Here is a 22,354-nt window from a genome sequence, read left to right as displayed (position 1 = left end):
ACTGTCTGACCGGCCCGATCTACCGCCCGGTAGAAACAGACCCACTTGCCACGAATCTTCAGACAGGTCTCGTCGACACGCCATGACCGGTCAGTGGGTATGCCAAACCGGTTCCTGCGCTTGACGAACTCCGGCGTAAAGCGCTTTACCCAACGCATGATCGTAGTGTGTGCCAGCGACGATCCCCGCGCGGCCACGCCCTGCAGGAAGTCGCCTCGGAGGATCATCTCGACCAGATCGCCCAGGCTGAGCTTGTAGCGAAGGTGCCAGCGCACACACGGAACAATGATCTCCCGATCAAAATGCCGCACGCTTAGTCATGCCTTGCTGTACAGCCGCCAGGCACATTTATGGTTGACCAGCCAGCCTTCCCGACCAACAGGACATGAATGCGCCAGTAGCCATACCGACGCTTCAGCGCGGCGATTGCGGTCGTCTGCCCGACGGTTCCGCCTCATCGGCCGGCGCGACTCGAAATCGAACAGTGAGCGCGAGATTCCGCCACCCGCAGGCTCGGGTTACCGCGACCACGCTCATAAGGGAGCCGGCCTGACCGTTGCCGCCGATATCCGAACGGCCAACTGGGCATACATCGCGAAGGTAGCAACACTACGATCAAGCGTCGAACAAACTTGAAATATCATTCTCAGCGAATTGGGAGGAATTTCGCTTGCACGGAGAAGTTTTGCGATAAATTCCTGTCCTTTCGTTCCTGAAAGGGCGCTGCAAAAGCTATCTAAGTGAAATCCCTTGGTTGAGTGTTTGGCGGTCTGTACGTAGTATTGCTACGTCGTAACGAGTAAAACTCCCACACCGACCGCTTTTGTCGGCGACCGCACTGAACGCCGCATTCATAAACACGAGCAGGAGACACTCCACATGAACAAGAATGGACGGATTGCTACGCGAAGGCAGTTTCTGGCCACGGCGGCCGCGACAGCCGGCGCGCTGACGCTGCCGAACTGGGCGACGGCCCAGGAGCGGCCATTCGTGCCCTTCAGCAACAAGAGTCTCGACTATTACTTCTTCGCGACCGAACAGGAAGCCGTCAAGCGAGCGGTGGAGGCGAAAGGATGGACGTTTCAGGCCGTCAACGCCAACTTCAGTACAACTACGCAGCTTGAGCAGTGGCAGAGCCTGTTGCTGAAAAATCCGGCTGCGATCATCGCGGATCCAATCGACAGTCAGGCAATCGTCAGCGCGATCCGGAAGTACAACATGAAGAAGATTCCGGTCGGCATCATCGATACGCCGTCTCAAGGTGGGGACGTCGCGATCACGGTGGATTTCGATAACTACCAGGGTGGCGTGATGGCGGCGAACACGATCATTGCCGCACTGAAGAAGAAGTACGGTACTCCAAAGGGTACGGTGCTGAACTGTTATGGCGCGTTGCAATCGGTGGCGTGGCGACTGCGGAAGGAAGGGATGGACGCGACGTTCAAGCAGTATCCGCAGATCAAGGTCATCAGCCGGCCGACCGAGGGCTTGTTGAAGAACATGCTGTCGGAGACGCTGTCGACGCTGTCCGAGTACCCGGATCTCGATGCAGTGCACGCGCCGAGCGATTCGCCGGCACGCGGCATCGCGACTGCCCTGCAGCAAAAGGGCAAATGGAAGAAGGTCGGCGAACAGGGGCACGTGATTTTCGTGACGATCGACGGCGAGCCGGCTGCGATCCAATGGATCCGCGACGGTTACATGGATGCCGTGGTGTCCCAGGATCCGATCGCGTATGGGCAGATCACGGTCGATATGCTCGACCGTTACGCAATGAAGGGCAAACCGGTGCCGCTCGGCCCGTATCAGAACAATCAGTATTTCTGGGAGAAGGGGCAGATTAACAAATCCGATTCCGGCCCCAGCCTCGTCATTCCGCCGTACATCATCGATCAGAGCTCCGTACACGACAAGCGTCACTGGGGGAACATTGCGTACAACGAATGGGGCTTGCGGTACAACTGATCGGCCGATAGGTCGCGATAGTACAGGCCAGGCATGCGTGCAACCGACACGGCGTATCGTCGGTTGCATGCGAGATTCCGATCAGGAAGCAAACCATGACGCAAGCTTCGACCGACTACATTCTGAGAACACAGGAAGTCGTCAAACGTTACAAGGCCCTGGTCGCGCTCGATCACGTTTCCGTGCATATCCGCCGAGGGACGATCCACGGACTACTGGGTGAAAACGGCGCCGGCAAATCGACCCTCGTTAGCCTGATCTCGGGTCTCATCTCTCCGACCGAGGGCAAGATTTTTCTCGATGGCGAGGAAGTCCAGGGCTGCGACGTGAAGGAGATGGAAGCGCGTGGCGTCTTCCTGGTCACGCAGGAACCGATGATCGTCGAGCAGATGACCGTCGCGGACAATCTAATGCTCGGGCATTGGCCCGTCAAGCGCGGTTTGCCGGGCGTGGTCGACCAGCGTGCGCTGCACGACGAGGCGGTGCGGGCGCTAGCCGACACAGGACTCGATCCCGGGATGCTCGCCGGCCGATTGTCGGCCGTGGAGAAACGCAAGCTCAATATCCTTCGCGCGTTGTTCAGCGGCGGAAAACTGTTGATCCTCGATGAGCCGACTGCTGCGTTGACGCTTGCCGACCGCGATCACATGTTCGCTTTCATGCGCGAACTGAAAGCGACCGGCGTGAGTTTCGTGTTCATTTCGCATTACAACGAGGAGATCCTCAATATCTGTGACGGCGTCTCGGTGTTGCGAAACGGCCGGCTTGCCGGCGAGATGGACACGCTCGAGTCGATCGATTCAGATGCGTTGTCCCAGCTCGTGATCGGACGGGACGTGCCGCTGTTTCATCGACAGAACCCCGGGAAAAAGACGGGCTCGGGATGGCGGATAGACGGGCTGCGAGCGCCTGGCGTCGAGATCGATCATTTCGAAATCGCACCAGGCGAAATCGTTGGTTTCGCGGGACTGCCGGGTTCCGGGGCCAAGGAGTTCGCCAAGGTGCTGTTTGGCCTGAATCACGCCTCTGCCGGGTCGTTCAGTCATGCCGGCAAGCCGATCGCGCTTCCCGATCACCCTCAGAGCGCGTTTGACGCGGGCATCGCCTACCTGTCCGACGATCGGCGTCGCGATGGTTTCGTCGGCCTGCAAAGCATCGGCAACAACATTTCGATGTCGAGTCTCGGCGAATTGTCGGTGGCCGGTATTGTCGATAAAACCCGCGAGCGGCGGATGGTCGATCACTACTTCGACACGCTGCGAGTCAAGGCCGCTACGTCGGAAATCCCCGTCGGTACATTGAGTGGCGGAAATGCGCAGAAGGTCGTTTTGTCCCGTTTGCTTGCCACCAGGCCGCGGCTACTGATTCTTGACGAGCCGACGCGTGGCATCGACGTTGGCGTGAAGGAAGAGATTCATCAACTCGTCGATTCGCTGACCAGCGAGGGATTGAGCGTGATCGTCATTACCAGCGATCTGGACGAACTGGTACGGCTCGTCGACCGCGTATGCGTTTTTGTCGGCGGCCGCGTGCAGAACGAATACGTGGGTACGAAGCTCGACAAGGACGTCATCCTCGAAGCCGCATTCGGTACCGCAGCGGTCTAATTACATACTGGAGACGGCAACATGCAAAGTCACAACAATTCTCACGCCGGCACGGCCGCCGCGAGCAGCGCGGCAATGGCCCCGCCTGCTGCCCGGCGGTCGTCGCGGCAGTCCACCGGACAATGGTTGTTCCAGAACGTCGTCTGGATCTGGCTTGCCGCGCTGATCGTTATTTTTGGCGTGCTCAACCCGTTCTTCTTCACGGTGTCGAATTTCCAGAATGTCATCCTGCAATCTACAGTGCTGGGGCTGCTAGCGCTCGCCGTGTCGCTGCCGCTGATGGTTGCCGAGATCGATTTGTCGATCGCGAGCAACATGGGATTTTCTGCGGCCGTGGGCGCATTGCTGTCGACTCGCTTCGGGGTGCCGGCGGCGGTTGGTGTGCCGGTCGGCATTCTGGTGGCTACCGCGATCGGTTTTATCAACGGCCTGTGCGTGACGCGTTTGAGGATGGTGTCGCTGATCGAGACGCTTGCGATGATGATCTTCCTGCAGGGTGCGCTGCTCGCGACCACACAAGGAAACACGATTTCCGACATGTCGGACGGTTATATCTGGATCGGGCAGTACACGATCGATAACTGGCCGGTGATGCCGATCGTGTTCGTGATTGCTCTCATCTGGATGGCATTCCTGCTGCGTCGTACCGTGCTGGGTCGCAAGCTCTATGCAACAGGCGGCAACGTGCTCGCCGCGAATTCCGCCGGTATTCGGGTCAATCGGGTCAAGATTATCGCCTTCACGCTTTCAGGTTTGCTGTCAGGCGTCGCGGGTTACCTGCTAGCGGCGTGGCAGATGGCCATTACGTCCGATCAGGGCGAGGGGTTTCAGCTGTATGCGATCGCAGCGCCGATCATCGGCGGAGTCAGCGTATTCGGTGGCCGTGGGAGCACGGCGGGCATCCTGGGCGGCGTGCTGTTGCTGACCGTCATTCACGTCGGTCTTGCGATCACGTCGGTTCCGTCGTTCTACGTGCAGATGATCGGCGGCATCCTGATTTTCGTCGCGGTTGCGGTCGACGCCGTGCGCGTGAAGTTCGCGAGTCGCTGAGCCGGCCATTACTTGGCATTTTTTGGAATAACCGACATGACAGTCATCAGGGAATGTACGCAATATATCGACGGCCAGATGTCGAACGACGGCGTTGTTGAGTGGATCGACGTAATCAATCCCGCCACCGGCCAGGTGGTGGCACGAGCGCCCGAAGCAGGTGCCGCAGTCGTCGATCGGGCAGTCGAAGCAGCGCGACGCGCATGGCCGGGCTGGCGCCGGACCAATCCGTTCAAACGGGCACAAGTGCTGCATCGGATTGCCGACGAGATCGACAAGCATGAGCGGACGATAGCGACGGCCATCACGGAAGAAATGGGCAAGCCGCTCGGCGAAGCGCTGGGTGAAGTGCGCAAGCTCGCGAAGGCGTTCCATTACTACGCGGAAGAGGCCGTGCGTGTATTCGGCGCAACGATTCCGAACGAGGAGGACGGCTTCACGAGCATCATCGAGCGTGAGCCGGTCGGCGTCGTGGCGGCGATCGCGCCCTGGAACTATCCGGTCGAGCTGATTGGCTGGAAGCTTGCGGCGGCGCTGGGCGCCGGATGCACGATTGTCGTGAAGCCATCGGAATACACGCCATCGTCCGCGGTCGCACTGTTCCGTTGCGTGCATGCGGCAGGCGTGCCCGCTGGCGTGGCGAATCTCGTGACCGGTGCTCGTCAGACCGGCAAGCAACTGGTCGGGCATCCGGACGTCGACAAAGTCGCCTTCACGGGCTCGGGAGCAGCGGGCGAAGACATCTACAGAACGGTGTCGGGTATCACGCCATTCTCGCTGGAGCTCGGCGGCAACTGTCCGATTGTGGTGACGAAGCATGCGAATATCCAGAAGGCGGTGGCGGGTACATTGCGCCGCGGATTTCGCAATGCCGGGCAGATCTGTATCGCGATCAATCGCGCGTACGTCCATGAATCCGTGTACGCGGCGTTTGTCGACATGCTGGCAGCGCGTGCGGCGGCGCTGGTCGTCGCCGACGGTCTCATCAACGAGCAGGCCGACGTGGGATCGATGGCTACGCGTGCTGGCGTGGACAAAGTTGAGCGTCATGTGGCAGACGCGCGGAAACACGGTGCGCGCGTGCTGTGTGGCGGCGGTCGCACCGGCGATTCAAAGGGCCTGTTCTATGCGCCGACCGTGCTTGCGGACTGTCCGCAGCAGATGCTGGTGATGCACGAAGAGACGTTCGGTCCGGTTGTGGGCGTAGCACCGTTCGCTACGCTCGACGAAGCGATCGAACTGGCTAATGGGACGCCCGCTGGGCTCGCGGCCTACGCGTATACGGAAGATCTGCGCGAGACGTTCGAAATCGGACGCGGGCTCGAGTTCGGCAGCGTGGCGATCAACAACGTTGACGCGGGAATCATGAACGCACCGTATGGCGGTCGCAAGCAGAGCGGCATCGGATACGAGCACGGGCACGAAGGTCTTGAAGGCTATCTGCATCTGAAACACCTGCGCGTGCATCACGGCGCGTGAACGGAGTCGGCATGGACAGCTGGTTGCTGGGAATCGATATTGGCACGTCGGCTTGCAAGGCGATCGCGGTGGACAGGCAGGGCAACGTGACGGCGAAGGCGCTGGTCGGTTACCCGGCCGTGTCGCTGCAACCGGGTTGGGCCGAACAGGATCCGGCGCACTGGTGGGACGCCGCTCAGCGTGCGGTCGAGCAGGTGCTGGCCGCCTTGCCGGACCGGCGCGCGATCGAAGGGATCGGCCTGAGCGGGCAGATGCATGGTCTGACACCGCTCGACGAAAACGGCGAGGTGCTGCGTCCGGCGATCCTCTGGTGCGACCAGCGCGCTGCGCCGCAGTGCGACGACATCACCGCGCGGGCCGGTGGCCTCGAAGGTTTGCTGCGACTCGTGCAGAATCGCATGTTGCCTGGCTTCACGGCCGGCAAACTGCTGTGGATGCGGGAGCATGAGCCTGCGCTGTTCGCGCGGATGCGGCACATGCTGAACCCGAAAGACTATCTGCGCTATCGCCTGACGGGTGAATTCGTGACGGACGTGTCCGACGCGTCGGGCACGGGACTGTTCGACGTGCGCAACCGTACGTGGTCGGCACCGCTGCTGTCGTTGCTCGATCTGCCGCGCAGTCTGTTGCCGGATGTGGTCGAGTCGTCGGAACGGACGGGCACGCTGTTGCCCGAGCTTGCCGAGCGGTGGGGCGTCCCAGCGCATACACCGGTTTTTGGCGGCGGTGGCGACTCGGTCATCCAGACGACGTCGATGGGCGTGATCGACCGCGGCACCCTCGGTGTGACGCTCGGGACAGCGGGCATCGTCGCGGCCGGCGGCCGCGAATGCCCGGTCCCCGACGGAAGCCTGCAGATTTCGTGCGGTAACGCGCCAGGACGATGGCACGTGATGGGCGTGACGCTGAGTGCAGGCGGTGCATTTGAATGGCTGCGCAACGCGCTCGTGCAGTTCGATCGCGAACGCGCGCTGCCCAGCTACGCCGCGCTCGTCGAGCTTGCCCGCAGCACCGGGGCGGGCGCCGCGGGGCTGCTGTTCCTGCCTTACCTGTTGGGCGAGCGGTGTCCGCACGTCAGCGGGAACGGACGTGGCGCGTGGATCGGTCTCACGACGCTGCACACGGGCGCGCATCTCGTGCGCAGCACGATGGAAGGTGTGCTGCTGAACCTGCGAAGCATCGCGTCGCTATGCGCGACAGCGGGGCTTGGCGGGCGGGAGCTGCGCGCATCGGGCGGAGCGACCAGCGAGCCTTTCTGGCTGCAGCTTCTGGCCGATGTACAGCAATGCGAAGTGAGCACGGTCACCGGTTCCGCCGAAGGCGGCGCATATGGAGCTGTCCTCGCGGCAGGTGTGGGCAGTGGGCGCTGGGCCTCGCTCGACGAAGCCGTCGGTTGTCTGCGCGTCGTGAGCCGCCATCAGCCCGATCGCTCACTCGGCCCGCTCTACGATGCGAGGTTCGCGACGTTTCGCGGCCTTTACGACACGCTACGACAGACCTTCGAGCAGATCGCCCTCGAGCCGCCTGTCACGCCGCCGCGCGGCGACAGCAAGGCGCTCCGTCCTGTCTGAACTTCAAATGACCAAACTTATGAACGCTTCTGATGCGCTTGCCAGCACCCGCCAACCGGTTATCGGCGTGGTATTCGATCTGGACGGAACACTCGTCGACAGTGCGCCCGATATCGCGGATTCGCTCAACCAGGTGCTCGCCACGCATGGCATTGCGCCGCAATCGGTCGAGTTCGTCGAACAGTTTATCGGCGAAGGATCGTACGGACTCGTCGCCAACCTCTACGGAGCGCTCGGCGTCGCGGCGACGCCCGCACGTGTCGCGGCTGACGTGGAAGCGTATCTCGCGGTGTACCGCGCCACCCCGGTGCGGCACTCGACGCTCTTCGCCGACGCGGCCGAAATGATTCCAGTGCTGCATGCCGCGGGCCTGCGGCTCGGCATCTGCACGAACAAGGCCCAACTTATCGCGGAAGCCGTTCTCAGACATTTCGGTTTGCGCGATTACTTCGACGCGATCGTCGGCGGTGACGCCCTGGAGGAGCGCAAACCCGCGCCGCAGCATTTGATCGAGACGTTGAAGCGCATGAGCGTCGATCCGGGCGAGGCTATCTTTGTTGGCGACACGCCGATCGACGCCGAATGCGGCCGCCGCGCCAAAGTGCGCTGCCTGATCGTGGATTGGGGCGGCGGCAGGAAAGTCCAGGTGCCCGCTTCTGAACGGCTCGGCTCATTTGGCGAATTGCGTTTTCTGTGCGAAAACACGATTGTTCAAATCAACCGGGACACCGATGAGAAATGATCTACTCCGCGGCATCGCGATGGAACGCTCGCAACTCGTCGGTCCAGCCGAACGGATTGCCGACGTCGTGCTCGGCGATCCGGAGGCCGTGATCAAGATGAGCATGGCCGAGCTCGCGCGTGCGTCAGGCACCAGCGATCCGACGGTGGTGCGCTTTTTCAGGCGATTCGACTGCGAAGACTATCAGGATTTCAAGGTACGCCTGGCGCAGGGCCTGATTCCGCAGGCACCGTTCGATTACGAGACCATCACGCTGGCCGATTCGCCGGAAAGCCTGTGCGCCAAGGTCGTCACCAATTCGCTGCACGCGATCCAGCGCTTTGCATCGGACGTCGACTCGGCAGCCATCGACAAGGCCGTGAGCAAGCTGATGGAAGCGCGCGGCGTGTTCCTGTTCGGCCTCGGTATTTCGGAAACGATCGCATTCGATGCCGAACACAAACTGTTCCGGCTGGGCCTGCGTTGCCGCGCGGTCATGGAAGCGCAGAAGCAGCTATTGCTCGTGCCGACATTGCGCAGCGACGAAGTCGCCGTGTTCTTTTCGCACTCAGGCGCGACGAAGTCGCTCGTGGAGGCCGCTTCGATCGCGCGTTCGAAGGGGGCTTACACGATAGCGATTACAGCGCCGGGTTCGCGGCTCACGCAGGCCTGCGATCTGACCATCGGCGTGCCGGCCTACGAGAACACTGAGCTCTATACCCCTTTGACAGCGCGTATCAATCATCTGCTGGTCGTCAACATGTTGGTAGCGATGCTGGGCAGCCGACAGGGCCACGAACTGCCGGACAATCTGGCGGCGCTCGACCCATGGCTGACCAACAAGTTTATGGACTGAGCACTTGCGGCTCGAATACCTCGACACATGGAGAAGTGAATGGCAACTCATATCGAACCCGGCTATGCACGCATGACACCGCAGTCCGAACAGGACAAGGCGAAGCTGGCATCCGGTATAAAGGCGGTGGATCATTACCTGAAGCCCGGTATGAAGGTCGGACTGGGATCGGGTACGACGTCTCACTGGTTCGTTCGCGCTCTTGCGCAACGCGTCGAGCAGGGCTTCGAGATCGCCGGCGTGCCGACCTCCAATGCAACGCGTGAACTCGCACTCGAACTCGGCGTGCCGCTCACGGATTTTGGCGCAGTGGACCGGCTCGATGTGACGATCGACGGCGCCGATGAGATCGATCATCAGGGAAGCATGATCAAGGGCGGCGGAGCGTGCCTGCTGTGGGAAAAGATCGTGGCGGCCGCGTCGCGGAAAATGGTTGCGGTAGTGGACGACAAGAAGGTGTTCGAGGGTCTCGGGCGCTTCCCACTGCCCGTCGAGGTGATCCCGTTCGGCTGGCAGAGCACCGAGCGTCTGCTGCGCGAATTGCTGGCCGATGCGGGGTATGACCGCGACCTGAAGATCACGACGCGAATGAAAGACGGCGAGCGTCTCGTGACCGACAGCGGCAACTGGATCTTCGACTGCCACCTCGAATCGATCCATGACACGCATATGCTCGCACCACGTTTCAACGCGATTCCCGGTGTGGTCGAAAACGGACTGTTCGTCGGCATTGCCGATGAAATGATCGTCGGTCATGCCGACGGATCTTCAGACATCGTGGTGTTTTGACATGACTAACGCATTGAGCTCCAATAGCGCGGGGGCGACCATGGAGCGCTTTCGTCTCGACGGCAAAGTCTGTGTCGTCACGGGCGGCGCGCGCGGCATCGGACGGGCGATTGCCGTCGGCCTCAAGGACGCGGGCGGCATTGTCGTTCTTGCCGACATCGATATCGACGGCGCGCAACTTTGCGGCGAGCAGATCGGTGCGGATGCGGTACAACTCGACGTGACCGATGCGCGCTCGATCGAGCGCGCTTTCGACACCGTCGCGGACCGGCATGGCCGTCTCGACGTGCTGATCAACAACGCGGGCGTCGTGCGCAACGCGGCAGCTAGCGACACCGACGATGCAGCGTGGCGAGCCGTCATGGCCGTCAACCTGGATGGCGTGTTCTATTGCTGCCGCCAGGCCGGCCAATTGATGTTGAAGCAAGGCGGCGGAAGCATCGTCAACGTGGCAAGCATGAGCGGGTCGATTGCAAATCGGCCGCAGCCGCAGGCTTCGTATAACGCATCGAAAGCCGGGGTGATCCATCTGACGAAGTCACTTGCGGCGGAGTGGGCGCCGGGACGGGTCCGCGTCAACTCGATTTCACCTGGCTACGTCGCGACCGAACTGACCCAGGCGGGTCTCGCTAACGAAGCCTGGCGCGATGCCTGGGTGAACGGCACGCCGATGGGAAGGCTCGCGACGCCCGACGAGATCGCGCCGGGTGTGATCTTCCTCGCGTCCGAAGCGAGCGCGTTCATGACGGGCTCGGACCTGGTAATAGACGGCGGCTACACGATCTGGTGAACGGGCGTGTTCGCGCGCTATCGAAAGCGCACATCTGAAACGGAAACCTGACATGTCGAAATCGACAGTAATCGATGCACTGCTCGCCGAGCTCGGCGCGGATCTCGTGCAGTTGCCGGCCGAGTTTGGCAGTCGCCAGTTGCAGGACTGGAGCGGGGTGCCCGGCGCGGTGCCGGCCGCCCTGATCCGGCCGCGCAGTACGGAGGACGTGGCCAGGGCGTTGCGTGTGTGTCACGCGTTCTCCCAGCCCGTCGTGACGCAGGGCGGCCTGACGGGTCTCGTCGGCGGGGCGAACGCGCTCGGCGGCGAGGTGGCGCTGAGCCTCGAGCGGATGAACCGCATTGAGGAAGTGGATCGCACCTCGGCGACGATGACGGTCGAGGCGGGCGTGCCCTTGCAGGTCGTTCAGGAGGCTGCGCTCGATGCGGGCTTCTATTTTCCGCTCGACCTCGGCGCGCGTGGCAGTTGCACCCTTGGCGGCAACCTCGCGACCAATGCGGGTGGCAATCGCGTGATCAAGTACGGCATGATGCGCGACCAGGTGCTGGGTATCGAAGCCGTGCTTGCCAATGGCGAAGTGACGCGCGGGATGCACAAGATGATCAAGAACAATAGTGGCTACGATCTGCGGCATCTGCTGATCGGCAGCGAGGGCACGCTTGCGGTGATCACGCGGGCAGTGCTGCGCCTGCGCCCACGGCCGACAGCCGTCGCCACCGCATGGTGCGCATTGCCCGACTATGACGCTGTAACGAAATTGCTGGCCCGCTCTCAGGCGCAGCTGTCCGCTGGCGTGTCCGCTTTCGAAGTGATGTGGGCCGGCTATTACGATGCCGTGCTGGCGAATCTCGGGCAGTTACGCGCACCGCTGGACAAACGCCATCCTTACTACGTGCTGCTTGAAAGCGTGGGCAGCGATCCCGAGCCGCATGCCGAGGCATTCGAGGCGTTTCTCGGCAACATGCTCGAAGAGGGCGTAGTCAGCGATGCGGCGCTTGCGCAGTCCGAAGCGGATGCGCTCGCCTTCTGGACGATCCGCGATGCGCCCGGCGAGTATCCGAAGTTCATTCCGCATCATAGCGCGTATGACGTGAGCTTCTCGATCAGCGACGTCGGGCAGGTAGCTGCGCGTTGCGAGCAACGTTTGCAGGAGCGGTGGCCTGATGCGCTCGTCATGATTTATGGGCATCTGGGCGACGGCAACCTCCATATCGTCGTCGATATTCCCGGTGCGGAAGGACGACTGCACGACGAGATCGACGGCGTGATCTACGACGTGACGCGCGAATTTCACGGCTCGGTGTCCGCCGAGCACGGCATCGGTGTCAAGAAGAAGGCTTTTCTCGGCCACACGCGCAGTGACGCGGAAATCACGGCCATGCGGCTGATCAAGACGGCGCTGGATCCGCGCGCGATCCTCAACCCAGGGAAGATCTTCTAATGATGCGTGAGCGGGCCGCCTTTGCCGCGAACGCTGAAGACGCTGACCTGCGGTGGTTTTCGTGTCTGATCGAAGAGCGCCGCATTCGCTGGTGCTGTTCGGCGCGAGGATGGCTCGTCAGTGTCGACAACCGGCATGTCGCGACGGCACAGAGTTTCGACGACGCGATGCGCGACGCTATGGAATGCGTGACGGCACGCTCGAATTGAGGCATGGACAACGCGGCATGGGGGCGGGCGCGTGCCACGCGATTTACGGTCGAGCGTGCGGCGCGCTGACCGACGCGTGTAGAAGTCACCTGTCTATATCGAGACCCGTATGGCAAAGAAGCGATCCCGTGCACGGCGGCAGCCCTCGTGCCCGGCCATCGGCGCGTTGCTGCGCTATCGGACCCGCACCGTACGCGTCATCGCGGAGGCGCGCGGGCAGCGCGCGACGATCGAATCGCTCGACACAGCGGGGAGGATGTTCGTGAGGACGGTGAAATGGGGCAGCCAGCGCGAGCTCGGCGCCCAACTCTTCTGAGTCTGGCCTGCATCGAGGGCAATCCGGCGAGCAGCTCACGGTGTCGCGATCGACGCCTGCTCGTCCAGACAGGATTGCCGCGCGCCAGGAGGAGAACGTCGCGGCAGCGAAATTTTTTTTGTCCCAACAGTAGACGCGTAAATTGGCCGCTTCATACTTGCGCCAGGAACACCATCAGGACAACAGAATGCGACGCGTCATCGTCCGGAGATCGCCGGTCCACGGCAAGGGTGTATTTGCGATGCGTCAGCTCGCAATGGGCGAGCGCATGCTCGAATACAAGGGCGAAGTCACAACGTGGCGGAAGGCGTTGCGTCGACACCGGCGTGAAGGCGTCACGGGCCATACGTTCCTGTTCGGGCTGTCGGATGGCCGCGTCATAGACGGCAGCCGCGGCGGTAACAGCGCGCGCTGGCTGGACCACGCCTGCACGCCGAACTTCGAGACCATCGAGGATGACGGACGGATTTTCATTCACACGCTCCGGCTAGTCGACGCAGGCGAAGAGCTTTTCATCGACTATCTGCTGGAAATCGACGACACGGCAGACGAAGAGGCTCGCGCTCAATATGCATGTGCTTGTGCGTCCGCCGGGTGTCGTCGGTCGATGCTGGCTGGCGCCGCGTGATGAGGAGCTAGGCAGGGCGGTCGCGAGAGCGACCACAACGGTACAGGGCAGTTGGTTTTCGAACGGTAGACGGCGCACGTCAAATCGATGCAGGGGATTATCGAGGAGACTAAACCCGTGCAACCGCTACGCCACACGTGTCCACTGGCAAGATGGTGAGTCAGTCTCGTATCCGATGAGAGTCGAGCTTCTGATCTCGGCCATTTGCGGACGATCGACTCAGCCGCCAGTGAGACATTCGAACGACTCAATGCCCTGGCGGATTCAACCGGTGGATGCAACACACTGAAGACTGCGCAAGCAGTGGGAGTGTTGCAGATGAAACAGCGACGCCGGATTTACTACAGCGAGAAGCAGAAAGCGCTGATGTGGGAACGTTGGCGCAAGGGAGAGTCTCTCCAGAAGATCGCCCAGCTTTTTGACCGGAACCACTCGTCTGTACAGGGGATTCTGGCGGAGACAGGCGGGATCCAACCACCACAGAGGCATCGATCGAGATTGGCGTTGACGCTGGCTGAGCGCGAAGAGATATCGCGGGCGCCGGTGGCTGACGACTCGATCCAGTCGATCGCCATGCGGCTCTCACGGTCTCCCTCCACCATCTGCCGTGAAATCAAGCGTAACAGCGGACCAGATGGCTACCGTGCAAGCCACGCCGATCAGCTTGCCTGGGATCGCGCGCAGCGTCCCAAAGTCTGTAAACTGGTTGAGCACCGAACGCTGGCGCAGATCGTGGCAGGCAAGCGCCAGTTGCAGTGGTCGCCGCAGCAGATTGCCGGATGGCTCAGGCGTGCGTACCCAGACAACGAGGACTACCACGTGTCCCACGAGACCATCTATCGCAGTCTCTTCATCCAGGCCCGTGGCGCCCTGAAGAAGGAATTGCTCGAACACTTGCGGCGCACCCGGGCCATGCGCCGTTCGCGCCACCATACGCAGAAGACGGACGATCACGGCAGGATTCGCGACACGGTATCGATCAGCGAACGCCCCGCGACCGTTGAAGACCGGGCCGTACCGGGCCACTGGGAAGGTGATCTGCTGTGCGGTACCGGCAGCAGCCAGATTGCAACCCTCGTCGAGCGCCAGACACGTTACGTCATGCTGGTGAAGATAGCCAGCAAGGACAGCGAGACGGTCGTCAATGCACTCATCAAACATGCCAGCAAGTTGCCGCAGGAACTGTATAAATCGCTAACATGGGATCGGGGAACGGAGATGGCCGGACACAAGCGTTTCACTGTGGCCACTGATATCCAGGTCTACTTCTGCGACCCCCAGCATCCGTGGCAGCGCGGATCAACGAGAATACAAACGGACTTCTACGGCAGTACTTCCCCAAAGGCACCGATCTGCCGGTGTATTCGCAGGCTAAACTCAATGCTGTGGCGCGACGGCTGAACGAGCGTCCGAGAAAGACGCTGGACTACGAAACGCCCGCCGAACGATTCCAGCAAACCATTGCATCCACCGGTTGAATCCGCCAGGCTTCGCCGACGGAAATGACGATAGGATCACTTTATGACCCGATACGTGGCTTTCCTACGAGCCGTGAATGTTGGCGGCACCGGTAAACTCCCTATGTCCGAGCTGCGAGCGATGTGCGAATCCTTTGGCTTTACCAACGTGCGCACCTATATCGCAAGTGGCAACGTCGTCTTTGAAAGCAAGCTCACAGAAGCCTCAGTGAAGGCTCGGCTGGAACGTTGCCTGGAGATATACGCAGGCAAGCCAGTAGGTGTTCTGGTCCGGACTGGCGCAGAGCTGGCCGCGGTTGTTGACGGGAATCCTTTCAAGGCTGCCGCATCGAATCGGACCGTCGCAATATTCCTCGATGCGCCACCTCCTGCCGACGCTCTGTCTCATGTGAGCGGCGAGCAGCATGAAGAAATCGCGCTCGGAACGCGTGAGGTGTACGTGCACTACAGCAACGGAATGGCACGCTCAAAATTAAAAATTCCCGCTGCGAGGACCGGCACCGCCCGCAACATGAACACGGTGGCAAAACTCGCTGAGTGGGCGACAGAATAGTCCGAGGGTCCTTCTGCGTCTCGGATCGGCCATTAGGAGCCGTTCGCCGGCAGTTGCTCACAGCCCTTCCGATGTCTGCTTTGCGTCACTGAACGGCCACTTATCGCAATATGCGTGTGGTGCGCTTTGGTCTTTCCCGGCCTAAAGCCTGTTTCCTTGCAAGCCGGCCTGAAGTGTCGCGAAGGTGTGCAAGGCGGTGCGGTCGAAGTGCAGCGGCGTCAGACGAAATGCGCTTCGACGCAACGACGGCCGTTTCGCTATCGGGCGCATTTTTACGCGGTCCGCGCTGAAAGCGCAGCCAGAAATAATCGATGCCGCGCGGATCGACCTCCGGCACGAATTCGATGCCCTCCACCAGCCCGATGCCTCGCCGTGTCACGGTCAGCGGTCCGGCGGCCGAGGCATCGCAATCTGGAAAGTTCACGTTGAGACATGTGGGCGCGTCATGCGAGGTGGCGAGCAGTCGGCGGATCACACCGGGCGCGATTCACGCGCGGTGTCCCAGCGCACGCTTCGGCGATCGCTAAACGTCTGACTGAGCGTGATCGAAGGCAGGCCGAGCAGAAGGCCCGTCATCGCTGCACCGACGGTGCCGGAGAACATTGTCTCCACGCCCAGGTTCGCGCCGCGATTGATGCCCGACAAAACGAGCGTGGGTGGCGCGGCCTTCATCAGATGACGCGCCGCGGTTACGACGCAATCGCCGGGCGTGCCTTGCACGCCGAAGCGCCGCTGCCCCTGACGCGAAATGCGCAGCGGCGAATGCAGGCTTATGGAATGCGACGTTCCGCTCTGGTCGTGTACGGGTGCGACGACCCGGACTTCGTGCGCGTTCTAACTCCACGATGCTCCTGCCTGTGACCCTCACTCATAGGATCACAAGACGCCTTCTTCCCTCGGTTTCGTTTGCTTAAAGTGACACCACTGCAGCAGCTTTCCTTCTGTCCCGCTGCTGCAAGCACAGTTACTTCGCCACTTTATCCAACGACAACCTTTGGAAGAAATCATGAAATCGCTCATCAATGCTGTTGCAGTCGCCGCCGCGCTTGCCATCCCCGCAGCATCGTTCGCTCAGTCGAATGATCAGGTCACCCGTGCGCAGGTTCGCCATGAACTGGTGCAACTCCAGAATGCTGGATACGGTGCTGGCCAAGGCGATCAAGCGTTCTATCCGGCTCAAATCGAGGCCGCCACTGCACGTGTGGCTGCGGAGGAAAAGTCCGCGAGCGGCTTCGGCGGTGTAAGCAGCGGTTCCTCCGGCAGTGGCGCACCGGCGATCAACGGCGCCCGGTCTCTGTATTCCGGCCGTTGATTCAACGCCACGAACGATGTCACGACGAAATGAACGGACCTTGCTGCGCCCTAACCGATTGCAGAGGCGAAGCACTGACCACATAGCCGTGTCGTCATGACAGCGTTGCTGGCAATTCACAACTCACCTATCACGCATTGGAGAACGACATGAAAGTACTGATGGTTTTGACCTCGCACGATCAATTGGGCAGCACGGGCCGCAAGACCGGCTTCTGGCTGGAAGAACTCGCGGCGCCTTACTACACGTTCAAGGACGCGGGCGCCGAGATCGTGCTGGCCTCGCCGCAGGGCGGCCAGCCACCGCTCGATCCGAAGAGCAACGAGCCGGCCAATCAGACCGACCAGACTCACCGCTTTGAAAACGACGCGGCGGCCAAAGCGCAACTCGCGGCAACCGTGCGCCTCGACAGCGTCTTCCAGGCGGACTTCGACACGATGTTCTATCCCGGCGGCCATGGCCCGTTGTGGGATCTGGCCGAAGACCGCCATTCGATCGCGCTGATCCAGTCGTTCATCGCCGCCGGCAAACCCGTTGCACTCGTGTGTCATGCACCGGGCGTACTGCGCCACGTCACCACGGCGGACGGCAAGCCGCTGGTCGAAGGCAAGAAGGTGACGGGCTTCACGAATTCGGAAGAAGCCGCGGTCGGCCTCACCGAGATAGTTCCGTTCCTCGTTGAGGACGAACTCAAGGCCAAGGGCGGCATTTATTCGAAGACCGTCGACTGGGCTCCGTATGTAGTCACCGACGGGTTGCTCATTACCGGACAAAACCCGGCTTCGTCGTCCTCCGCTGCCGCCATTCTGATGAAGCACCCGGCGCTCGCCGCGCAATAAAAGCCGCCTGTCTGCCGACGCGCGTTGCCTTCGGGCAAGCGCGCGGCGTTTTCACCAGAGAGCCAGTTAGCTGATCGCACAGGATCGCGCGCAGCCGGCTCGATCGAGCCCGTCGCAACGCGCGACCTGGGTCCATTCGGGAGCGAAACGAACATGGAATATCCTTCACTCTTCACGCCGCTCAAGCTCGGGCGGCACACCTTGCGCAACCGTATCGTGCTGCCGCCGCTGACGCGCCAGAGAGCCGCCCAGCCCGGCGACATACCGACCGCATCGAGCGCGCTCTATTACCGCCAGCGCGCCGGCGCGGGCTTCATGATCAGCGAGGGAACGCAGATAGAACCGCGCGGTCAGGGCTACGCGTGGACACCCGGCATCTACAGCGACGAACAGGTCGAAGGCTGGGCTCGCGTGACCGACGCAATACACGCTGAAGGCGGCGTGATCTTCGCGCAGCTGTGGCATGTGGGCCGCGTCTCGCATACCGTGTTGCAGCCCCACGGCGCAGCGCCGGTTGCGCCTTCGCCGATCGCGGCACAGAAGGTCAAGGCGTTCATCGAGACCGGTCCCGGCACCGGCACGCTGGTCGAGCCTTCGGTGCCACGCGAGTTGAGCGTCGCCGAGATCGGCAAGTTAGTCGGCCTCTACGCAAAGGCAGCGCACAACGCGCTGCGTGCGGGCTTCGATGGTGTGGAGATTCACGCGGCCAATGGCTACCTCGTGAATCAGTTCATCTCGGCACACTCGAACAAGCGTGAGGACGAGTACGGCGGCTCGCTGCACAACCGCTTGCGCTTTCTGCGCGAGATCGTCCAGGCGGTCGCCGCAGTCGTCGGGCCGGAACGGCTGGGCGTGCGCTTCACGCCGTTGTTCACGAGCACCGATCAGGATCGCGTGTACATCGGCCTCGTCGAAGACGATCCTCATCACACGTATATCGAGGCAATCAGGGTGCTGGAAGCTGCCGGTGCGGCCTATGTGTCAATAGCGGAAGCCGACTGGGATAACGCACCCGATCTGCCGGCGGCGTTTCGCGAGGAAGTCCGCCGGGTGTTCAGCGGCCGCATCATCTATGCGGGTCGCTACACGGCCGAGCGCGGCGCGCGCCTGATCGAAGCGAACCTTGCGGACCTGATTGCATTCGGCCGCCCGTACATCGCGAATCCGGATCTGCCTGAGCGCATCGCGAACGGCTGGCCGCTCAATGCCGTGAATCCGGCAACGTTGTATGGCGGCGGGGACGAAGGACTCACGGACTATCCGGCATACGCGGAATCGTTATCCGTTCAGGCAGACGAGGTGATCGCATGAGCAAGGGAATCGAAGGGAAGGTCGTCCTGATCACGGGTGGCAGCACGGGCATTGGCGCCGCAGTGGCTCGACGCCTCGCGGCCAGCGGTGCAAAAGTGGCCGTTGCGGCGCGTCGCAAGGACAAGCTCGACGAGGTCGTCGCGGCAATCGTAGCCGAGGGCGGCGCCGCCAAAGCGTACGCACGGGCCATCGCCTATGCGATCGGGCAGCCCGACGACGTCGACATTAACGAGATCGTGCTTCGTCCCACAAGCCAGGAGTTCTGAGCGAACGCTGACTCACACTTTCCAGCGACAGGGCCACGCGCAAGACATTGTGCGTGGCCATCACGCAAATGCGGCGCTTCATACGAGAGCGGTTTCGACGCGTTCGTATCAAGCGCCGCTAGTCGTCGTGGCACGGCCTGGACATTTTGCCGTGATAGTGTTCGCATTCCCGGTCGAGCCAGGCATGCCCGGGCCGTCAGTTGGCTGGTCGTAAGCTGCCTCGCGATGACGCCCGGCACGCCCGCCTGCCCATTCGCCGTTAACCGAGACACTATGTCCAAAAGACCCTCTGCCGAGCAGCGACGCGAACTTGGCGCGTTTCTTTCAAGCCGCCGCGGCCGCCTGCAACCTGCCGAATTCGGCCTGCCCGACGGCCCCCGCCGTACGCCCGGCCTGCGCCGCGAAGAGGTCGCCGTCCTCGCGGGCGTCAGCGTCAGCTGGTACACCTGGCTGGAACAGGGCCGCGACATTCAACCGTCCGCCGATGCGCTGCGCAGAATCTCGCGCGTGCTCAAGCTCGACACCGTGGAATCGGCACATCTGTTCGCGCTTTCATCGCGCGAGCTTTCGCAGGTAGCAACCGGCAGCGGCGTCACCGAAGGCCTCGAACGACTGGTTCGCTCGATCAACGTTCCGGCCTATGTCCGCAACACGCGGCTCGACATTCTCGCGTGGAACGATGCCATTGCCGACCTGTTCGTCGACTATGGATCGCTGGAGCCGCACGAGCGCAACACGTTGCGCCTGCTGTTTCTTTACAAACCCTATCGCACGCTGATTCTCGACTGGGAGCAGATGACACGCGGCATGATCTCCGCGTTCCGCGCCGCGCGCGCACAGGCGCCGGACAAGGCGCCGTTCGATAGCCTCATCGACGAGCTCACGGAACTGAGCCCCGAGTTCAGCGACTGGTGGCAGGACACCGAGGTCAAAGGTTTCGATGAAGGCGACAAACGGCTTCGTCATCCAGCGGGCGGCCACATCGAATTCACTTACGTTGCGTTGACGCCCACCGGCAGACCGGACCTGTCGCTCGTGACTTACATTCCCCGGCACTCTGCCAGTGAGTCCGACTCATAGGATCACAAGACGCCTTCTTGACCCGCCCCGGTTTGCATAGAGTGACACCACTGCAGCAACTTTCCCGCTGCTCGTCACTTCACTCAATCGAGGCAAACATGTCGAACCTGAACCTTCCCACCGCCATCGGCGCAACGTCGCGCAATCCCGCAACCGGCGAGTTCATCGCGCACTATCCGTTTCAGACCGCCGACGAAGTCGAGCGCATGCTGGAGGACAACGCCGCAGCCTACCGGCTGTGGCGCGCGACGCCCATGGCTGTGCGCGTGGCAACCTACCGCCGCCTGGCCGCGACGTTGCGCGAGCGCTCGGAAGCGTTGGCCGCGTTGATTACTCAGGAGATGGGCAAGACGCTCGCCGCCTCGCGAGCTGAAATTGCCAAGTGCGCCAGCGCGATAGACTGGATCGCAGAGCATGGTCCCGCCTTCCTCGCCGACGAACCGGCGCCCGTCGAAGGCGACGATCAGGTGCATGTCTCCTATCTGCCGATTGGCTCCATCCTCGCCGTGATGCCGTGGAATTTCCCGTTGTGGCAGGTGATTCGCGCATCGGGTCCGATCATGCTCTCGGGCAACGGCTTCATCCTCAAGCATGCAGCCAATGTGATGGGCTCGGCGTACGCGTTGCAGGACGCTTATGAAGCCGCCGGCTTTCCAGTCGGACTCTTCGCCAACCTGAATTCCGATAATGAGACCGTGGCCCATGTGATCGAAGATCCGCGCGTTGCCGCCGTCACGCTGACCGGCAGCATGCGGGCCGGGTCCGCCGTCGCATCCACGGCGGGCCGCGCGTTGAAGAAGACGCTGCTGGAACTCGGCGGCGCCGACGCCTTCATCGTATTGGCCGATGCGAACATCGACCCGGCCGTGAAAGCGGCCATCGAGGCGCGCTTTCAAAACGCCGGCCAGGTTTGTCTCGCGGCCAAGCGGTTCATTGTCGAGCGGCCCGTTGCAGAAGAGTTCACGCGCAAGTTCGTGGCCGCCGCGCGCCAGGTCGTGGCGGGCGATCCGCACGATCCGGCAAGCACCATCGGGCCGATGGCGCGCGCCGACTTGCGCGACGAGCTGCACGGCCAGGTGCAACGCACAATCGAAGCAGGCGCGAAGCTGCTGCTCGGAGGCAGCAAGGTAGAAGGCGCCGGGAATTACTACGAGCCGACCGTGCTCGCGGATGTCGCCCCCGGCATGGCTGCTTTCGACGAAGAAACCTTTGGCCCGGTCGCCGCAATCACCGTTGCCGACGACGCCGAGCACGCTATCGAACTTGCCAACACGAGCGACTACGGTCTCGGCGGCAGCCTGTGGACCCGCGACGTCGCCCGTGCGCAGCGAATCGCGCGCCGGCTCGAAACGGGCGGCGTCTTTATCAACGGCTTCTCCGCTTCGAATCCGCGCATTCCGGTGGGCGGGGTGAAGAAGAGCGGATACGGCCGTGAACTGTCGCACTTCGGTCTGCGCGAGTTCACCAACGCTCAGGCGGTGTGGGCCAAGACCGTCGATTGATCCGACGTTCCCCCGTTCGCCCGATCACCTCGCGTATCGTTAAGGCATCCAAAACATTCGCGCAGGCTTTCGCATGACCCGTACGCTAACGGGTCATCGGCGGCAGCCTGCAAGCTGAACCATTGCAACCAATCGTCCAATCATCGTTAGCTTCTGGAGTCGAAAATGAAAACCATCAACAACATTCGCCGTTTTGCCGCAGCCTTGACCATTGGCGCCAGCGCATTCGCCACGCAGTTCGCCGAAGCCGCACCTGTCAGGAACATCGTCCTGGTTCACGGGTATTTCGCCGACGGCTCGGGCTGGCAAGCCGTGTCGAAGATCCTCACGCGGGACGGTTACAACGTTTCGGTGGTTCAGGAGCCGGAGACGTCGTTCAAGGAAGACGTCGCCGCGACTACGCGTATCGTCGATGCGCAGGATGGCCCGACAATCCTCGTCGGCCATAGTTATGGCGGAGCGGTGATTACCGAGGCGGGCAACAATGCGCGCGTGGCGGGCCTCGTCTACATCGCCGCGTTTGAACCGGACGCGGGCGAAAACCTCAAGGACCTGACGACGAAAATGCCGGCCGCGACAAAAGCCATCAAG

At 61.9% G+C, this 22,354-nt stretch carries 21 protein-coding genes and 2 pseudogenes; 21 read left to right on the top strand and 2 right to left on the bottom strand.

Features of this window, described 5'->3' with window-relative positions; all coding sequences use genetic code 11:
- Positions 1 to 311 (bottom strand): DDE-type integrase/transposase/recombinase (locus PQQ53_RS34130; RefSeq protein WP_408329031.1); only part of this gene is annotated, 311 nt, incomplete at its 3' end.
- A 568-nt stretch (positions 312 to 879) separates the two neighbouring features.
- On the opposite strand from PQQ53_RS34130, the gene PQQ53_RS34125 reads away from it, so the two are divergent.
- The 14 genes and pseudogenes from PQQ53_RS34125 (at position 880) to PQQ53_RS34060 (ending at position 15,453) form a co-directional block, all read left to right on the top strand.
- Positions 880 to 1,965, top strand: coding sequence for a sugar ABC transporter substrate-binding protein (locus PQQ53_RS34125; protein WP_408158020.1), 1,086 nt, complete (start codon positions 880 to 882; stop codon positions 1,963 to 1,965).
- 95 nt (positions 1,966 to 2,060) lie between these two features.
- A complete protein-coding gene (locus tag PQQ53_RS34120) occupies positions 2,061 to 3,572 on the top strand; it encodes a sugar ABC transporter ATP-binding protein (RefSeq protein ID WP_408150090.1) in 1,512 nt (503 codons plus the stop codon).
- 21 nt (positions 3,573 to 3,593) lie between these two features.
- Positions 3,594 to 4,622 (top strand): ABC transporter permease, encoded by a 1,029-nt coding sequence (locus tag PQQ53_RS34115; protein ID WP_408150092.1) that lies wholly within the window; start codon positions 3,594 to 3,596, stop codon positions 4,620 to 4,622.
- A 36-nt stretch (positions 4,623 to 4,658) separates the two neighbouring features.
- Entirely contained in the window at positions 4,659 to 6,101 is a 1,443-nt protein-coding gene (locus PQQ53_RS34110; RefSeq protein ID WP_408150094.1) for an aldehyde dehydrogenase family protein, read from the top strand.
- Positions 6,102 to 6,112: 11 nt separating this feature from the next.
- Positions 6,113 to 7,672: a xylulokinase gene (xylB, locus tag PQQ53_RS34105; protein WP_408329028.1), complete on the top strand. Its 1,560-nt coding sequence runs from the start codon at positions 6,113 to 6,115 to the stop codon at positions 7,670 to 7,672.
- A 19-nt stretch (positions 7,673 to 7,691) separates the two neighbouring features.
- The gene (locus tag PQQ53_RS34100; RefSeq protein WP_408329025.1) at positions 7,692 to 8,414 is read left to right on the top strand and encodes an HAD family hydrolase; all 723 of its coding nucleotides are present in this window, start codon (positions 7,692 to 7,694) and stop codon (positions 8,412 to 8,414) included.
- A complete protein-coding gene (locus PQQ53_RS34095; protein ID WP_408150100.1) occupies positions 8,404 to 9,249 on the top strand; it encodes a MurR/RpiR family transcriptional regulator in 846 nt (281 codons plus the stop codon). The genes PQQ53_RS34100 and PQQ53_RS34095 overlap by 11 nt, the downstream gene beginning before the upstream one ends.
- A 39-nt stretch (positions 9,250 to 9,288) precedes the next feature.
- Positions 9,289 to 10,038 (top strand): ribose-5-phosphate isomerase RpiA, encoded by a 750-nt coding sequence (gene rpiA / locus PQQ53_RS34090; RefSeq protein WP_408150102.1) that lies wholly within the window; start codon positions 9,289 to 9,291, stop codon positions 10,036 to 10,038.
- Between the two features lies 1 nt (position 10,039).
- Positions 10,040 to 10,828, top strand: coding sequence for an SDR family NAD(P)-dependent oxidoreductase (locus PQQ53_RS34085; RefSeq protein WP_408329022.1), 789 nt, complete (start codon positions 10,040 to 10,042; stop codon positions 10,826 to 10,828).
- 52 nt (positions 10,829 to 10,880) lie between these two features.
- Complete coding sequence (locus PQQ53_RS34080) at positions 10,881 to 12,269, top strand: FAD-binding oxidoreductase (RefSeq protein ID WP_408150106.1); 1,389 nt, start codon at positions 10,881 to 10,883, stop codon at positions 12,267 to 12,269.
- Between the two features lie 318 nt (positions 12,270 to 12,587).
- Positions 12,588 to 12,794 (top strand): hypothetical protein, encoded by a 207-nt coding sequence (locus PQQ53_RS34075; RefSeq protein WP_408329020.1) that lies wholly within the window; start codon positions 12,588 to 12,590, stop codon positions 12,792 to 12,794.
- A 187-nt stretch (positions 12,795 to 12,981) separates the two neighbouring features.
- Positions 12,982 to 13,422, top strand: coding sequence for an SET domain-containing protein (locus PQQ53_RS34070; protein ID WP_408329017.1), 441 nt, complete (start codon positions 12,982 to 12,984; stop codon positions 13,420 to 13,422).
- A gap of 318 nt (positions 13,423 to 13,740) precedes the next feature.
- Positions 13,741 to 14,900 (top strand): annotated as a pseudogene (locus PQQ53_RS34065) (IS30 family transposase).
- Positions 14,901 to 14,943: 43 nt separating this feature from the next.
- Positions 14,944 to 15,453, top strand: coding sequence for a DUF1697 domain-containing protein (locus PQQ53_RS34060; RefSeq protein WP_408329014.1), 510 nt, complete (start codon positions 14,944 to 14,946; stop codon positions 15,451 to 15,453).
- A gap of 141 nt (positions 15,454 to 15,594) precedes the next feature.
- Here the strand turns inward: PQQ53_RS34060 and surE are convergent.
- A pseudogene (gene surE / locus PQQ53_RS34055) lies at positions 15,595 to 16,284 on the bottom strand (5'/3'-nucleotidase SurE); the annotation flags it as partial.
- Between the two features lie 175 nt (positions 16,285 to 16,459).
- Here surE and PQQ53_RS34050 point away from each other — a divergent pair.
- The 7 genes from PQQ53_RS34050 to PQQ53_RS34020 form a co-directional block, all read left to right on the top strand.
- Positions 16,460 to 16,765: a DUF4148 domain-containing protein gene (locus PQQ53_RS34050; RefSeq protein WP_408150616.1), complete on the top strand. Its 306-nt coding sequence runs from the start codon at positions 16,460 to 16,462 to the stop codon at positions 16,763 to 16,765.
- A gap of 149 nt (positions 16,766 to 16,914) precedes the next feature.
- Complete coding sequence (locus PQQ53_RS34045; RefSeq protein ID WP_408329012.1) at positions 16,915 to 17,604, top strand: type 1 glutamine amidotransferase domain-containing protein; 690 nt, start codon at positions 16,915 to 16,917, stop codon at positions 17,602 to 17,604.
- Positions 17,605 to 17,757: 153 nt separating this feature from the next.
- Positions 17,758 to 18,915, top strand: coding sequence for an alkene reductase (locus PQQ53_RS34040; protein WP_408150620.1), 1,158 nt, complete (start codon positions 17,758 to 17,760; stop codon positions 18,913 to 18,915).
- The gene (locus tag PQQ53_RS34035) at positions 18,912 to 19,181 is read left to right on the top strand and encodes an SDR family NAD(P)-dependent oxidoreductase (RefSeq protein WP_408329009.1); all 270 of its coding nucleotides are present in this window, start codon (positions 18,912 to 18,914) and stop codon (positions 19,179 to 19,181) included. The genes PQQ53_RS34040 and PQQ53_RS34035 overlap by 4 nt, the downstream gene beginning before the upstream one ends.
- Positions 19,182 to 19,406: 225 nt before the next feature.
- A complete protein-coding gene (locus PQQ53_RS34030; protein ID WP_408329006.1) occupies positions 19,407 to 20,261 on the top strand; it encodes a helix-turn-helix transcriptional regulator in 855 nt (284 codons plus the stop codon).
- A 98-nt stretch (positions 20,262 to 20,359) separates the two neighbouring features.
- Positions 20,360 to 21,763: an NAD-dependent succinate-semialdehyde dehydrogenase gene (locus PQQ53_RS34025; protein ID WP_408329003.1), complete on the top strand. Its 1,404-nt coding sequence runs from the start codon at positions 20,360 to 20,362 to the stop codon at positions 21,761 to 21,763.
- Between the two features lie 165 nt (positions 21,764 to 21,928).
- Positions 21,929 to 22,354 (top strand): alpha/beta fold hydrolase (locus tag PQQ53_RS34020; RefSeq protein WP_408329000.1); only part of this gene is annotated, 426 nt, incomplete at its 3' end.

Origin of the sequence: Paraburkholderia strydomiana (assembly GCF_046030495.1) — a bacterium.
GTDB classification, from domain to species: Bacteria; Pseudomonadota; Gammaproteobacteria; order Burkholderiales; family Burkholderiaceae; genus Paraburkholderia; species Paraburkholderia strydomiana_A.
The sequence above is the reverse complement of the archived record's forward strand: the minus strand, read 5'-3'. Positions and strand labels throughout refer to the sequence as shown.